Source organism: Phaeobacter sp. S60, assembly GCF_000826845.1.
Lineage (GTDB): Bacteria > Pseudomonadota > Alphaproteobacteria > Rhodobacterales > Rhodobacteraceae > Phaeobacter > Phaeobacter piscinae.
This window is the reverse complement of the sequence record NZ_JSWJ01000008.1, coordinates 69,266-83,436: the sequence shown is the minus strand read 5'-3', so window position 1 is coordinate 83,436 and position 14,171 is coordinate 69,266. Positions and strand designations below refer to the sequence as shown.

The window sequence follows — 14,171 nt, the reverse complement described above, 5'->3', positions numbered from 1 at the left end:
CCCCCGTTCTCGTTTCATCTGATATATCAGCTCACCCGCCATCGGGGATGTTGTGTGCCGCCTTGCGGATTGGGGTAGATGACAGCATGATCACGCTGCCCGCGTCCAGATTGCGCACCTCATATTGCGCACCGCTGGCCCCCACCTGCACATCTTCTGGCAGATGGGCACAGACATCTGGCGTCATCTCACAGATCACCACATCCCGCCCGGTCAACTGCGTCAGGCGGAACGCCACCGACAGGTCATGCTGCAGGCCGGACTTCTCCCCCGACGGCAGCGACAGATATGTCCCGCTGACATAGATCGGGCCATCCACCTGTTTGATCTGCCCCACCATCCTGCGGCTGTCTGCCTGCCAAGCAGTAATATCGCGATGCTGCAACATGTTGAACGCCAGATAGATCAGCGCAACAAAGGCCAGAAGGTTGCGCCCGATGCGATCCCAGCCCGCGCCCCGCGCCGCCAGTTCCTGCGACAGCAGACCCAATAGCACCGCATAATAAAGCCAGACAAACCCAGAAACACGCGGCGGCAGGGTGATGCCGGTCTTGACCGTCTGTACAAAGATCAGCCCCACCCCAAGGCAGATGCCCGCAAGCGGATAGATCACGCGCCAAGGATCGGAGTGTCCGACGGCCCATATAGCCCAGCCAAACAGCGCCAGCTGAAACACGGTCAAAGGCAGGAAGTGGAATGACATCAGCGATGCAGAGCTGGTCAGAAAACTCCCGATCAGGCCAATGTTCTCCACTACAGACGCCAGATCATGGGCCGGGCTTGGCATCCGCCATTCGGCCATCGGAATGCCAAAAATACCGTGAAACAGATAGTTCAGCGTATAGATTGACGCCATCGCCAGCGCAAAGCACAGGATGAACAGGCCCAGCAATGCCGCTAGATCCTTGGCCGAGCGCTGCGTATCCGCGCGAGTCAGACAGAGGGCCAGCAGGAAAAACGGGTAGGTGGTATAGGCCGTCAGCGCCAGCGGTACAAATGGCACCAGCAGCCAGCGACAGGTCCGGTCCGACAGCTGCGTGGTTGCCAGGGCATAGATGGCAAGGATCGCCATGCCGGGGATCAGGGTATTGAACCACAGTGAAATCAGCAGCGCCGGCGCAGACAGGCCCGCAATCAGTGCCACCGCCCCCTTGCGCCACAGCGCCGCCCCGGCGCCCAGCGCATTATGCGCAAGGCACCCCAACACCACAGCCCAAAGCGCATTGTAAATCAGGTAGTTGACCCAGCTTGGCAGCAGAGTTTCGCGCAGGTGCCACAGGTAGTTGACCCAGCGCCCTTCCATCAGGGTTTTAACGTAGTAGGTTTCCGCATCGCCAAACAAGGCCGGGTAGTCGTCGTGACGGATCAGCGGGTCCGGCAGTTGAAACACCGCCGCAATCAGCAACCCGACAAAGGCCACTGCGATCGTCGCCACCAAGGGCCAGACGCCCTGTCGTGGCGCCACCACGGGGCCGTCCATCACCAGTGTCATCAGATCGTTCCTTTTGCTGAACCAGCACCCACCAGACCCGCAGCCCGCGCCTGTCGCGCAATGATCGCCGCGCGCGCCTGGGCGATCTTGGTCACCATCGCCTCGGGCATCACCGAGACCACACCCCGGCGCAACCGCCAGCCAATACTGCCTGCAGGCTGCACTTTCTGGCCTGCTGGGATTTCGGTTGCGAGGACCTCCTCAGGCAGGCCCTCACGCCCCGCCTCATTCACATAAAGAACCGTGTTGTAACGATACCAGGGCTCTACCCCCTCCGCCTCTTTCAGGGCCGGGCGCACGCAGTCAAAGGCGCGATAGCCCTGTGCGGCAAAAAGGTCCTGCCAGAACGACAGCGGCTGTTCATTGATATGAAACTCCCCGCCCTGCCCCGGTACGGCGGCTGAAAACAACACCCGATCCGCATGGCGGGTCAGTCCGTTGACCAATGTCGCGGATGCGGCCTTCGGCAGATGCTCCCCCACTTCCAGGCTTTGCGCCAGATCGAAGCGGCGGCCGAGGTCAATCTCCTGCGTCAGATCCGCCGCATGGTAGCACGTCGCCGGGATCGCCAACCGATCACGGTCTACATAATCGCCGTCTACACCGGCGACCTCCTCAACCCCTGCCTTGGCCCATTCACTGAGCCAGACGCCACGACCGCTGCCCAGATCCAGCACACTGCCGGCGTCCAACCAAGGCTGTACAGCAGCGATCAACGCCTGCGCCGAGCTGCGCGCGCCAAGGTCGATATAGTCATAGAATTCATTGGAATAGACATGCGACATAACAGGTGTCCCTTCTTTACACGCCGTTCCCGGCATAGACCCAGATTTTGAAAAACAGATAGTTTTGTACCGGTAGCCAAACCGCGGCGATACTGGCGGCCAGCCAGTCGGGCCAGCCAAGCATCGGACCGATACCGCTTGTCAGCAGGCCCGAAGTCACAAACCCCAACCCGATGGTACATCCAAACCGCAGCGCCTGATCCGGCTGGCCGAGCTTTTGGCGGAAGGTCCAGACGGTCTGCCCGACATATTGCACCAATACCGCCAAGCCAAAGGCCAGCGCATTGGCAACCCCCGCCACAAACTCAAGCTGCAGGAACCCCAGGAACAGCAAGACATAAATCGCCGCAACCGAGACACCCACAATGGCAAAGCGGATCAACTGGCCGAGGTCCTTCTGAACGACAGCGCGGATCATGACGCTTCTTTTTGGGCGGGAGCCTTGGGCGATGCTGTGATCGAACGGCTGTCACCGGTGAAATCAACGGCATGGGCGGAAGGATGCCCGGTCTCCTGCGACAGGAAGTAAAGCGGCCGCTGCTTGCTCTCCATATAAAGCCGCCCGACATATTCACCGAGGATCCCCAGCGTCAGCAGCTGGATGGCGGAGAAGAAAGAAATCGCCAAAAGGACTGATGCCCAACCGGCAACCGTGTTGAACAGGATCAGCGAACCAAAGACATAGACCGCCATCAAGACCGTCACCAAGAGGCTCACAAAAGCCAGCCGTGTGGCAATTTTCAGCGGTTTGGTGGAAAACCCGGTCAGCGCATCGGTGGCAAAGCGCAGCATCGCCTTAAAGGGATATTTTGTCTCGCCCGCCACCCGTGCCTCGCGGACATATTCCAACCCGATCTGGTGGAATCCGGCCCAGGCGAACATGCCACGGATGAACCGCGCCCGCTCCGGCATTTTCAGCACCGCATCCAGCGAGCGACGGCTCACCAGACGGAAATCACCGGTATCCTTGGGGATATCCACATCAGACAGCGTATTGAGGAAGCGGTAAAACAGATAGGCTGTCGCCTTCTTGAACAGGGTTTCGCCCTGACGTTCGGCACGGCGGCCATAGACCACGTCATAGCCGCGATCCATCATCATCATCATGTCAGGCAGAATTTCCGGCGGATCCTGAAGGTCAGCATCCAGCATGAAGATGCGCGCGCCTGTCGCGGCTTCCAAACCGGCGGTCAACGCAACCTGATGGCCGCGGTTGGCCGACAGACGAATGCCCCGCACCACCGGATGCTGCTTATGCGCGGCCTCCATCGCGGCCCAAGTTTCATCGCTGGAGCCATCATCGACCAGAATGATCTCGGCCCGGTCCGCCCAGGGTTCGATTGCCTGCACCAATCGATCCACCAACAGGGGGATGGACTCTTCCTCATTATAGCAGGGTACAACAACGGATAGATGCACCTTCTCGCCCCAATTCTGTTTATCGTCTGCTCAAAGCCGGGGGCCATCCGCCCGACAGTCCAGCGCGGTGAAAACATCTCAAGGGGGGTATTCTCACCCGAAATGGTTAACGCGCAGTTCTGTTTTTGGTCACAGAACATGGCCAAACCGTGGCGAACTGGGGGTCAATCCGGGGAAAAACAGCGATTTTTAACAGGATTTGATGCGAAATCACAAACAATCGCGCGGCAAGCTCTTGCTCCATTCCTTAACACAAACTTCTGTCTGGTCGGCACCTTCGGTGGCCACAACCCTGCGCCAGAGATGAAAACCTTCGCGATCCCCGCGCATCAGATTGTCGGTATCGACCTGCACCTGCCAGTCTCCGCGCGCGAATGTGAACCGCCATTGGCTGGAGAATGTCGCACTTGCCGGATCATCGGGATGGATCGTGTAACGCATGGAGACATGGCTGCCGACCTCCATCCCATGCATCGGATCAATCGCCGCGCCATAGTCATCAAATGTTTCCAGCACCAGCGTGCCGTCGGCCTCCTGATAGCTGTTGGAAGTACCGGATGGCGCGCGGGTCATCTCCGCCTCATATGTCGGATACTCCCGCGCGGCGCTTGGCGCCTGCGCCGCGACCTCCTCCACGAGTGAACGTTCCGGCAGGATTAGCGCACAGCCATCCAGATGCAGCGTCAGTGCCACAGGCTCTGGCGAGGGCCAGACAATCGGCCAGTAAGACGTCGACAGCGCCAACCGCAGCTTATGGCGCGCCCGCAGGTGATGGGCACATTCATTGAGCGCAAACTCCACCTCATAGCGTTTACCGGGCACCAGCGGCGTGGTGATCTCATGTGTGTCATCATGGCAGAGGTTACGCCCGCGATAGGTGATGCGCTGCGACACGCCATCCGGCGCCACATCACACAGCCGCGCCATCACCTGCGCCACAGGTTTGTCGACGGCAAACGCCAGCCGCACCCGCGCCCGCCCCAGCAGCTCCAGCGGGACATCCAGTGGTTGCGTCTCAAAACAGGTGGACCGCGCATCATCCCCCGCCTGATCGCCCGGCAGTTCGTTGTCGATCCGCATGCCAGCGCAGAAATAGCCACCAGCAGCACCAAGGGTTGCCGGATTGGACACAACAGCCTCCCCCTCCTCCGGGGTGGCCTGCAACGTGCCTTGTCGCCCAAGATGATGCGTCACCTCCTGCACATTTGGGGACGGCCAAGCGGCCTCAGCAACCCAGCGGCCCTGCCGGGGTTTGTTCTCCTTGGTCGGGTTGAAATGCTCCTGCATATAAGTGCGATAATCCGGCAGAGCCTCTGCCCCGCTGTCCTCGCCCTTCAGCCAGCGATCAAACCAGCGCAGCACCTCTCCGTGAAAATCATGCGCCTCCAGCTTGGAAATATGCGCATAACGGTGTTCCCAGGGACCGATCAGCGCCTTCGCCGGGGCCTGCATATTGGCCGCCAATGCAGGCGGTGCATTCACATAGGCATCCGCCCAGCCGGTGATCGCCAGCACCGGTGCCTGGATTGCAGACCAATCCTCGCAGACCGACCCGTGTTTCCAGAAATCATCCCGCTGCGCGTGGGACAGCCAATCCGCGGCCATAAACGGCAACGTCTCGATCCGCTCCACCCAGGCCTCGCGCCAATCCGGGCGCAGCTCGGGATCCAGCGGGCGGGTCTGATAGGCAAACATCTGCGACGCCCAATTGGCATTATCGCTGAGCAGGCAGCCCCCCATGAAATGGATGTCATCGGCATAGCGATCCACGGTTGAGGCCACGCTGACCACCGCCTTCAGCGCTTCCGGCTGACGTGCGGCCAACTGCAAGCCGTTGAAACCGCCCCAAGAAATCCCGATCATGCCGATATTTCCGTCGCAATAGGCCTGCGCTGCAAGCCAGGCCAGCACCGCCTCGCCGTCGCTCAGCTCCTGTTCGGAATACTCATCATCAAACAGCCCCTCGCTGTCGCCGGTACCTGCAATATCGACGCGCAGACAGACATAGCCCTCTGCCGCAAAAAGCGGATGTGTGGTGGCATCGCGCGGCGCGGTGCCGTCGCGTTTGCGATAGGGCAGATATTCCAGGATCGCGGGGTAACGCCCCTCTGCCGCAGGCCGCCACATCCGCGCCGCTAGACGACGCCCATCCGGCAACGGAATCCACAGATGCTCAACTCCGGTGATCTCCATCGCCATGGCGCGCCCTCTTCCTGTTTGGTTTTATATCAAGCTGTTGCCGCCCACCAAATCGGCAGGCGATCCGACATTCTAGTCTCCCTGCGACATACCCTGCGCCACCGGCAAGATCGGTGCCGATTTCTCCAAGGCCAACTCCGCATCGGAAAACACCCAAGGGCCCCGCACACCGGGCACATCTTCCGGCGCGATCTGCATCTGGCGGTGCCTGATCTGCGGGTCGTCAAAGGCCTGCCCGATGGTATTGATTGGTCCCGCAGGGACAGTTGCAGCCTCCAGCGCCGCCAAAAGATCCGCCTGCCCCCACTGCGCCAGCGCCGCCGCCAGCATCGGCGTCAGATCGCTCCGGTTGGCCACCCGCAGCTGATTGGAGGCAAATCGCGGATCATCCGCCAGCCCCGCCATATTCAGCACCGCGCAGAGCCGCGCAAACTGACCATCATTGCCCACCGCAAGGATCACATGCCCATCGCGCACTGCCATCACCTGATAAGGCGCGATATTGGGATGCTCATTGCCCATCCGCGTCGGACTGGTGCCGGTGGCCAGATAGTTCATGTTCTGATTGGCCAGCACAGCCGTTGCACAGTCCAAGAGCGACATATCGATATGCTGCCCGCGCCCGGTGGTATGACGCTGCTCCACCGCCGCCAGAATGCCGATGGTGCCGTAAAGACCGGTGACAATATCGGTGATCGCCACGCCCACCTTCTGCGGCTCCCCCTCCGGCGCGCCGGTGATCGACATCAGCCCGGACATGCCCTGCAACAGGAAATCATAGCCCGCCCGCGCCGCATAGGGGCCATCCTGACCAAAGCCCGTGACCGAGCAATAGATCAGGCGCGGATTGACCGCTTTCAAACTGTCATAGTCCAGCCCATATTTCGCCAGCCCACCGACTTTGAAATTCTCGATCAGAATGTCGGCATCGCGGATCAGCTCCAGCACCGTCTGTTTGCCTTTTTCGGTGCGAAAATCTGCGGTGACGCAGGACTTACCCCGGTTCGCCGCATAGTAATAAGCCGCCGTTTTATCACCCTCCCGCTCAATGAAGGGCGGACCCCAGCGACGGGTATCATCTCCCTCAGGGCTCTCGACCTTGATGACCTCCGCCCCCAAATCGGCAAGCGACTGGCCAATCCATGGCCCTGCGAGAATACGGGCCAGTTCGACCACCTTCAAACCTGCAAGCGGTGTCATGGGCTCTCCTGTCAGTGCGCCCGCGATCTACGGGACATCCCCCCACCAAGGCGCGGCAGAGTGTTCTGCCAGAGACTTAACCTATCCCTTCCCTTGCGGGCAAATAATTTGATCAAAATACCTGAGGGCGCCGTCAGAGGGAGCGGTTAAGCGGGATGAACCCTCAGTTCGCTGCGCCTGCACCAATGTCGGAGCCTGGCGGCGACATGTGAGGGAAGAAGTGTCGTGCATCACTATAATCCGGTGAATTAATCCGAGCCAATTTTGCACACGACGACACAGTCAAAGCAGGATTACATGCTGCGCATACCTCGTAAGATGGTTGCAAAAGACAGTTTTATTGCCTTTTACCTGGCGGCAACTTGCTCCGTGCGAACCATACGGAGACCGTTGTTTGATGGGTTACGTATTGCAGAGACAGACAAACGCGTTGCTCTGAAACCAACCAGCTGTTTCCATCTACCGTGTCCAGCGCGTCACACGTTTTGCGGTCCCGCGCATCGGCAGAAGGTCGCCTGCCACGATGCCGTACCGGCTCGTCTCACCCAGCACAAATAGGTACACGTCAAATTCTACCGTACCTTCAGGGTCATGAAACTTGCCGGAGATGTTAATTTGCGGCTGCATTTGCCCCTCAGCGCATTCCTGAAGCAACGTAAGCTCGCGATCGGTAAGGATTTCAGGCATGTCGCCGAACCAAGCTTCCCTTTGCTCTAGCAATAGTGCGGTTAGGCACATCCAGAACAATGCGGGCGTCTTCAACGAAGCGTGCCTCATAGGGTCCCGGTGCGACGCCGCCGGTCACCGCGAGACCGGTTTCAGTTGGAATAAAACTGGCCCGTGTGTTGTTGCCCGAGGGTAGCGGCTTACTGCGTTCGTTAATCGAAGGCGTGCCAAACCCGTTGGCCACCTGCCAATCGCCAATGAGCGAAAGCTTGAGTTCGTCGTTGTTGGGCCCACAGGCGGTGACGGGCAGCGCGGACGGTGCGAACAGGCCGCAGGCCAGAAGTAAATTGCGCTCCTTGGTCTGCCCTTTCAAATCATGGTGTAGCTGCCATTGACCGCGGCGCGGCACTTGGTCGAGCCTCTGGTCATCGCCGCGAGGGCGGGTGCCAAATTCAATTGAATGTGTGCTCAAACATCAATCTGTTGCTCGGATTTCGCATTAAGCGCAATGGTGGCGACCAAAGGGATACCCGATCCGGCAGCCTGTAGTCCGGTCGTATAAGGTTCTGATTGATACACGTTGGTTCCCACTGGTGCCCACGTGCAGGCTCCGTAGTTCGGGTTCAAATCAGCGGGCACCCACCCCGGTTCGTTGGAAATGATGTATCTTGCGCCGGTCCGTCCAATCCGCGCGATCGCCAATTCGCCCCCCCCGGCGGGCAGCCGGTGGCGTCAGAGCGCGACACGGAAATCCTCCACACCCCATGGACGGGCTGCAGGAAATCAGGCTGCGTACCAGTGAAAATTCTGACAACTTCAGAGCATCACCCCCGTAGAAGTCAGATTATTGCCTCTACCCCCTGTATCGCTCTCACTAAAGTCGAGGTCGTCACGCAGATCAGCGCCCATGGCGGTTTTACATAACGCCGTCACTATTTCGAAACACCTCGTACTCTTCCGGCGTGATCCGGACAGGCTCAGCCGTTCCGATGCGAACAGCTTGGGTAATGACATCTGGCCCGCCAAAAGCATGAACAACATCCTCGACGCCCATCAGATGGCTAATCTGGGCATCGTTCAGATAACTGCCTGTAAAATCCAGCTCACCAGCGGTTTCCGTAGAAAGTGGGACGCCTTGTGCTCTTGCCATCGGAGGGCAAAGTGCCGCCGATCCCACGAGCATAATCACGTTTTTCATATCCCCCACCCTCAACACAGGGCCACCAGAACGCTGCGAAGGTTAGTCGTGTTTGAAAGTGTACCGACCCAAACATCTTGAGTTCCGTCCCAACCGCCCGGAGGGGCAAGGAGCATCATCACAGCGCCGTCCGAAAAACCGATTTCACCATCAATCGCAATCAAAAGCAGGTTTTGGTCCCAAAGCAGGCTCAGGTCTGCTTGCACGATACTGGTGTCGCTCAGCCCGAGTTGATCGGGGTAACCCAACCGGATGCAGGCGCGGACGGATTCATCCCTCTCGTCTGGCTCTGCTAAATTGATTAAGCCCACTCGAACACCCAACGACCGATCCTTGATGACCCAACTGCGCCCGATAGACACCCAGCCATCCGGCGGGGGGAGTCCCCATTCAGGCTGTTCCGTATCATTTCGTAGGCTGTCTGATCCTCCAGAACGTCTGATGCCTCACGACAAAGCAGGCCTGATGCAGCTTCCTCGCAGGGGCCAAGCATGGCATCCCACTGACGCCGGTTCAGCGTGACGCTGAATGCCCCGTCCGCGGTGCGTGTTATCTGCATCGTGGGATGGTTCGCCTGAGTGCCCCCTGCGGTCATGGAATAGAACGGCTCTTCGCCGGCCCAGCCTGCAGGCATGATCCATTCAAGGCCGACGCCGGTCCGCTATGCGGCAGGCCACCGCCTCGTCGCAGGTTTTCCACGGCTTGAGCACCAGCTTTTGCGGGCCTGTCTCGGCAGCCAGTTCATCCGCACTCAGCATCGTGTTGGCAGGCTTATCACCCCCAGAAGCATGGACAGAGTGATCGCCCATGCCTTGCGCCTGCTCTGCCAAAACATCAATCAGCCCAAGGCGAACATCGATCCCCTCCGGCCGCACCAGTTGGACGCGGAATGTGCCCTCAGCGATCTCGGCGGGGAGTGACACAACATCATCCACCGGTATCTCAATCACCTGCGTGTCCTGCCCCCAAGGCCGATCAGCAAGACGTGATCCCCCGGCCCCAAGGGGCCATGGATCAAGAACGCATGTTGAGAGCCCGACCTCAGCGGCTCTGCGACCTGCGAAAAGCCAAAGCTGGGCGGCGATGTACTATCGTCGACCGGGTGCGCACTGGCGCGTGGTTCCACGTCCTCCAGCGTTTCGACCAACCGCACGGAGAACCGACACAACTTCTCCCCAAGATCAAAGCTGTCATCCATGATCACAATCTCGTAGTCACCGGGAGGTAAATCAAACTCCCAAGGATAGAACGCATGTTGCATGGTCTCGGGGTCGGTACCAAAGCGATATGAAAAAGTGATGTTTTCATCAAGAGTTGCCGCCCTCTGTGGGAACAGCATGACACTATAGGTCGCGTATTGTTGCAGGGGATGCAGGCTGCGCAACTGGAAGGCAATCGTGCTGTCCATGGCGAACGTATCCGCAGCAATTATCTCGAAGGCAGCGTTGCTGGCGATGAAGGGAATGGGAACCTCATGCATCGCGTCGGCAAGGTGGACCGTGGTTATGCCTGCGCCCCCGTCGCCTTCAGCCATGAAGATCCATTCGCCCTGTGGGGGCTCCGATGCCAGCCCAGTGATCACCTGATTGGCCCCCTCCAAACGCCCTTGTTCCGTCGCTCTTCGGTCGCAGTATTGACCGCGGCCAATGTGACAATTGCAGGGCGATCTGTGCCTTCAAGGGGGGCAAGTGTGATCCTTACGGCGCTGGTCTCGATCGCTACCTCAGGTGCCGAGCGCGACACGACCCCGCCGGTCGCTTGGGCAAGTGCGTCGCTCAGGGTAGAGGCATCACGTGCATCCATATAGGCGCCGCCAGTCGTATCAGCGAGACACTTTGGCTGCGCCCTATCAACTTCTACACGAATATCAAACCCGATGACATGCGCCGTGAAATCAAATCCGAGGCTCTCAAGCTCTGCGCCGACGGCACAGGGATCCAGGTCACATGTTTCGACGCGATCAGACAGCAGAACCACAGTCGCTGCGTCTTCCGTATAGAGCATCTCTTCTGCGGCAGTCCGCACGGCTTGGGACAAAGGCTTTTGCCACGCGGGCTGAGAGGACTAACAATCTGCGCCAATGACGTAGAGCCCTCAACAGACGGCTGCGCCAAAAACTGGATGTCAGAGCAGTCTCCTCTGCGGCGGTGGCCATAAGCAACCAGACCAACAGCTTGCCCATTGCGCTGCCAGACGTCGGACAGATCGGTGAAGACCTCTCGCGCGATTTCAACTTTTGCGGTGCCCTCGACCTGTCCCCACATGGAACCGGAGGCATTAAAACAACCATGACGTCAGTGCCTTGCGCAACCTGGGCCTGTGCGAGACTGCTGAAGACCGGACACGGAGACAGGACAGCCGTTGCAAGGCAGGCAATCGGGTGGGCGGAATGCGGTCTTGAGGTCATATGAAAAGGCTCTCCTCTTTCAGGTCCGTCTCATAATCTGCAAAACAGTTGGCCAAAGACACTCATCCATGACCCCACATTCAACGAACCCTTTGTGACTCAGTGATGCGCAACGTTCGAGGTCTCGAAATTGGGCACTGTCTTTCTGGAAAACCAAGAACGCTCTGTCGACGACCAAACGCGCGACTAAGTGGCCAAGCTATCTGAACTTGATTGGCATGCGGGCCTAGGTATTCCGTGTTGTTTGAAAGGGGCGGGTCGGTTCGGCGGGTTCGTCGTTGGGAATAATGCAACGCGCCATGATTTTGAGCGCAGTGTTATGCCCCTAGAGGACCAGTTGCAGACCTTTTGTTTGATCGCTCATCGCAAACTCGATCACTGCAGGCGTGCAGGCGCGGGGGCAGAGGCGCGCCGACGTCTGAGCCCCCGCGAACACCAAGTCATGGAGTTCATCGCCGCCGGACAGCGCCCCAAGGCCATCGCGCAGGCCTTGTCGCTTAGCGAGGCCAGCATTCGCCTCTATACCCAAAACGCACGTATGAAACTGGGGGTAACGACAAATGCAGAGGCGATCAATCTGATGCAGGAAGACGTCTAGGAGGTGTCTTGTCTTGCAACAAAAACAGGAGACACGGCTTTTCATGGCTGCCATTCAAATAGCCCAATCTCCCCACCGTGTCGCAGAATCTGGGTGAGATCAGTTTCGTACCTGTCATGACAGTCCAAAGCAGTCGTAGCGCCAAAAAGTCGTTCTGTGATATTTGCCGATCCCAGCACCGTGCGGCATTGATCAAGCGGCGGACGGAGCTGTCGCTCGCAGCCATGCGGTCCAGGTGACTCCCGAGTTAAATCATTGGCGTGCCACTTCAGCCGGGAAGCTCGTCGATCTTTTCGATGGAGGTCAGGTCATGGTCCCAGTTCGCGCGACTGGAATAACAGATGTGCGCGTTGGGTTGTATGTCTATCCGGCTGTCGAGCGAGCCTGCCGGCACCACAAGCAAACCAAGCTCAGGCAGAGCAATTGGCAGCGCGGACCCACATTCAGAGCAGAAACTCTTTGTGTGGCGCGTACCGGAGAGCCGAAACGTCTTGATACTTTCTTCACCTGATAGCCAAGTGACCGTGGCAGTGGTCGAAAACAAGTTCGCAGAATGTGCCGAACCGCTGTCCTTGCGGCAGCGGGAACAGTGGCACAGGAAAAAGCTCTCGAAAGCTCCCGATATGTGGAAACGCACAACACCACAAAGGCATTCTCCAGCGATCAGATTGTCTGCCATTCCTACTCCCCTCAACCGGCAAGCCCCTATCGCCAGCCAATTGCATTTTCATTAATCTGATGTAGCCGTGTGCTGGAGCGCAGTCAAAGGGGCTAGCTGCTGCCAGGTAGCGGTCCGCACTGAGAAATCAGCACCAACCTGCCACTGGTCAGTGGAGATCGGTGCAAGCCAGCCAAAACTCGACATTCGTACCCAGCGCGGCGAAAACCAATCTACTGGCGCGAAATAGCTCAGCGGCGAACGGTCGCTTACGAATTCTCGATGAGCCGGTCCGTCGATGCGGTTAATGTCATTGCTGGTTACCATCACGCTACCACGCGACGTGAACAGCGCCATACGAAGCCCCTGTTCTGTCGACTCTCTGGGATAGCTCAGCGGACTTCATCATTTCTCACGGGTCCATTTACTTGCTCGATACGCTGTCGATCAGACTTCGCTTGCGGAATTCCGTGGGCGACATACCTTGCAAAGACCGAAAAGCTCGATTGAATGGTCCGATGGACGAAAAGCCTACGTCGTAGGCGACGCTTTGAATTGGGTAGTCTGATCTCATCGGATCGGTCAAAATGTGCTTCGCTTGTTCGATACGATAGCTGTTCACGAAACTCGGGAAATTGCGGAACCCAAGCTCTTTGTTGATCGCACGTCTGAGGCGATGTTCTTGGGTTTCGAGATGCACGCAGAGTTGCGCGATGGTGAGGCCTTCCTCCCTCCAGAGTCCCGCTTCCATCGCGGCTCTTGCTCGACCAGCCAAGATCTCGTCGCCGGGTGACTTGTGGGCGGTCTGATTTGACGCCTCAGGCTTCGATGGCCAAACCTCCGAAACGGGTCGAACCGCCCACACCAGGAACGCCATCGCGAGACAAACAAAGGCGGCGGCATGGATCGCGAAGACCCAATTCGGGAGGTCGTCATCTTTCCCGGTAACTTCCAGGCCGGTGATCACAATAACCGCTGCCGCCATCATCAACAGGAACCACTTTCGAAATCGTCGACGCTCTTCAACAAGATCATGTGTACCGCTCGCGGCTACCACGATCGCGAGATGGCTGAACAGGATGATAACCGCGATGCCGCGCGCGAGGTCCGCAAAGGGCACCGCCGACGGAAGCCATGCGCCGACGATCACAACGAGCGCGACCGCAATTTGCCACCGTGTAAAGCTCACCTCGTCGACGAAAAGCTCGTGCGACGCCCAGTAGCCTAGGACGGGAACTAACCCTGCCAGCCCAATAAGGATGACGGCTGCATAACCTTCTGGCACCCGGACGTGAGGGGACGACACAAACAGATAGCAGCACAACCCAACACAGAACGCGGCAACCGATACAGATTTTCGAGATAACATGAGCCGAATTGAGAAGATTATCGCGCATGCCAACAGGATCGCGACTGTGCCACCGCGCAGGCTGACGTCAATTATGCTCCAAATTTCATTCATGCCACATGGACACATGCGGGACGTCAAGCCGTCAACACGGCGTCGCTGATCAATTCTGAAAAATGCCGGCCGATTCCGAGATTTCCT

The 14,171-nt window shown here is 58.5% G+C and carries 17 protein-coding genes; 1 reads left to right on the top strand and 16 read right to left on the bottom strand.

Annotated elements, in window-relative coordinates:
- Positions 1-31: 31 nt before the first annotated feature.
- From OO25_RS08125 to OO25_RS22175, 13 genes are all read right to left on the bottom strand, one after another.
- The gene (locus tag OO25_RS08125; protein ID WP_040179570.1) at positions 32-1,492 is read right to left on the bottom strand and encodes a hypothetical protein; all 1,461 of its coding nucleotides are present in this window, start codon (positions 1,490-1,492) and stop codon (positions 32-34) included.
- Entirely contained in the window at positions 1,492-2,277 is a 786-nt protein-coding gene (locus OO25_RS08120; RefSeq protein WP_040179569.1) for a methyltransferase domain-containing protein, read from the bottom strand. The genes OO25_RS08125 and OO25_RS08120 overlap by 1 nt, the downstream gene beginning before the upstream one ends.
- Before the next feature lie 16 nt (positions 2,278-2,293).
- On the bottom strand, positions 2,294-2,695 hold the full coding sequence (locus OO25_RS08115; RefSeq protein ID WP_052465626.1) for a GtrA family protein: 402 nt from the start codon (positions 2,693-2,695) through the stop codon (positions 2,294-2,296).
- Complete coding sequence (locus tag OO25_RS08110) at positions 2,692-3,696, bottom strand: glycosyltransferase family 2 protein (RefSeq protein WP_040175502.1); 1,005 nt, start codon at positions 3,694-3,696, stop codon at positions 2,692-2,694. The genes OO25_RS08115 and OO25_RS08110 overlap by 4 nt, the downstream gene beginning before the upstream one ends.
- 210 nt (positions 3,697-3,906) lie before the next feature.
- Positions 3,907-5,895 (bottom strand): CocE/NonD family hydrolase, encoded by a 1,989-nt coding sequence (locus OO25_RS08105; protein ID WP_040179568.1) that lies wholly within the window; start codon positions 5,893-5,895, stop codon positions 3,907-3,909.
- 72 nt (positions 5,896-5,967) lie between these two features.
- Positions 5,968-7,095 (bottom strand): CaiB/BaiF CoA-transferase family protein, encoded by a 1,128-nt coding sequence (locus OO25_RS08100; RefSeq protein ID WP_040179567.1) that lies wholly within the window; start codon positions 7,093-7,095, stop codon positions 5,968-5,970.
- 459 nt (positions 7,096-7,554) lie between these two features.
- Entirely contained in the window at positions 7,555-7,782 is a 228-nt protein-coding gene (locus tag OO25_RS08095; RefSeq protein WP_040179566.1) for a hypothetical protein, read from the bottom strand.
- Positions 7,775-8,233, bottom strand: a complete 459-nt coding sequence (locus OO25_RS08090; RefSeq protein WP_040179565.1) for a hypothetical protein — start codon at positions 8,231-8,233, stop codon at positions 7,775-7,777. Before OO25_RS08090 ends, OO25_RS08095 begins: the two co-directional genes overlap by 8 nt.
- A 444-nt stretch (positions 8,234-8,677) precedes the next feature.
- Positions 8,678-8,959: a hypothetical protein gene (locus OO25_RS08085; protein WP_040179564.1), complete on the bottom strand. Its 282-nt coding sequence runs from the start codon at positions 8,957-8,959 to the stop codon at positions 8,678-8,680.
- Positions 8,960-8,970: 11 nt separating this feature from the next.
- Positions 8,971-9,321, bottom strand: a complete 351-nt coding sequence (locus OO25_RS08080; RefSeq protein WP_139044761.1) for a hypothetical protein — start codon at positions 9,319-9,321, stop codon at positions 8,971-8,973.
- A gap of 279 nt (positions 9,322-9,600) precedes the next feature.
- Complete coding sequence (locus OO25_RS08070) at positions 9,601-9,909, bottom strand: hypothetical protein (RefSeq protein ID WP_040179559.1); 309 nt, start codon at positions 9,907-9,909, stop codon at positions 9,601-9,603.
- A complete protein-coding gene (locus tag OO25_RS08065) occupies positions 9,906-10,541 on the bottom strand; it encodes a hypothetical protein (protein ID WP_139044760.1) in 636 nt (211 codons plus the stop codon). The genes OO25_RS08070 and OO25_RS08065 overlap by 4 nt, the downstream gene beginning before the upstream one ends.
- Positions 10,538-10,963 carry a hypothetical protein gene (locus OO25_RS22175; RefSeq protein WP_052465625.1) on the bottom strand — a complete coding sequence of 142 codons (426 nt, stop codon included), beginning with the start codon at positions 10,961-10,963 and terminating at the stop codon, positions 10,538-10,540. Before OO25_RS22175 ends, OO25_RS08065 begins: the two co-directional genes overlap by 4 nt.
- Positions 10,964-11,685: 722 nt before the next feature.
- Here OO25_RS22175 and OO25_RS23360 point away from each other — a divergent pair.
- A complete protein-coding gene (locus OO25_RS23360) occupies positions 11,686-11,964 on the top strand; it encodes a response regulator transcription factor (RefSeq protein WP_040179554.1) in 279 nt (92 codons plus the stop codon).
- Positions 11,965-12,232: 268 nt separating this feature from the next.
- On the opposite strand, the gene OO25_RS08050 is transcribed toward OO25_RS23360, so the two are convergent.
- From OO25_RS08050 to OO25_RS08045, 3 genes are all read right to left on the bottom strand, one after another.
- Positions 12,233-12,643 carry a GFA family protein gene (locus OO25_RS08050; protein WP_040179552.1) on the bottom strand — a complete coding sequence of 137 codons (411 nt, stop codon included), beginning with the start codon at positions 12,641-12,643 and terminating at the stop codon, positions 12,233-12,235.
- Positions 12,644-12,694: 51 nt separating this feature from the next.
- On the bottom strand, positions 12,695-12,979 hold the full coding sequence (locus OO25_RS22765) for a hypothetical protein (protein WP_123580072.1): 285 nt from the start codon (positions 12,977-12,979) through the stop codon (positions 12,695-12,697).
- A 67-nt stretch (positions 12,980-13,046) separates the two neighbouring features.
- The gene (locus tag OO25_RS08045) at positions 13,047-14,084 is read right to left on the bottom strand and encodes an AraC family transcriptional regulator (RefSeq protein WP_040179550.1); all 1,038 of its coding nucleotides are present in this window, start codon (positions 14,082-14,084) and stop codon (positions 13,047-13,049) included.
- Positions 14,085-14,171 lie beyond the last annotated feature (87 nt).

Excerpts from the sequence above, each read along its gene's own strand:
- OO25_RS22175 (WP_052465625.1), bottom strand. The coding sequence starts at position 10,963 with ATGCTCTATACGGAAGACGCAGCGACTGTGGTTCTGCTGTCTGATCGC.
- OO25_RS22765 (WP_123580072.1), bottom strand. The coding sequence starts at position 12,979 with ATGGCGCTGTTCACGTCGCGTGGTAGCGTGATGGTAACCAGCAATGAC.
- OO25_RS08085 (WP_040179564.1), bottom strand. The coding sequence starts at position 8,959 with ATGAAAAACGTGATTATGCTCGTGGGATCGGCGGCACTTTGCCCTCCG.
- OO25_RS08120 (WP_040179569.1), bottom strand. The coding sequence starts at position 2,277 with ATGTCGCATGTCTATTCCAATGAATTCTATGACTATATCGACCTTGGC.
- OO25_RS08100 (WP_040179567.1), bottom strand. The coding sequence starts at position 7,095 with ATGACACCGCTTGCAGGTTTGAAGGTGGTCGAACTGGCCCGTATTCTC.
- OO25_RS08125 (WP_040179570.1), bottom strand. The coding sequence starts at position 1,492 with ATGACACTGGTGATGGACGGCCCCGTGGTGGCGCCACGACAGGGCGTC.
- OO25_RS08115 (WP_052465626.1), bottom strand. The coding sequence starts at position 2,695 with ATGATCCGCGCTGTCGTTCAGAAGGACCTCGGCCAGTTGATCCGCTTT.
- OO25_RS08045 (WP_040179550.1), bottom strand. The coding sequence starts at position 14,084 with ATGAATGAAATTTGGAGCATAATTGACGTCAGCCTGCGCGGTGGCACA.
- OO25_RS08050 (WP_040179552.1), bottom strand. The coding sequence starts at position 12,643 with ATGGCAGACAATCTGATCGCTGGAGAATGCCTTTGTGGTGTTGTGCGT.
- OO25_RS08095 (WP_040179566.1), bottom strand. The coding sequence starts at position 7,782 with ATGCCTGAAATCCTTACCGATCGCGAGCTTACGTTGCTTCAGGAATGC.
- OO25_RS08105 (WP_040179568.1), bottom strand. The coding sequence starts at position 5,895 with ATGGCGATGGAGATCACCGGAGTTGAGCATCTGTGGATTCCGTTGCCG.
- OO25_RS23360 (WP_040179554.1), top strand. The coding sequence starts at position 11,686 with ATGCCCCTAGAGGACCAGTTGCAGACCTTTTGTTTGATCGCTCATCGC.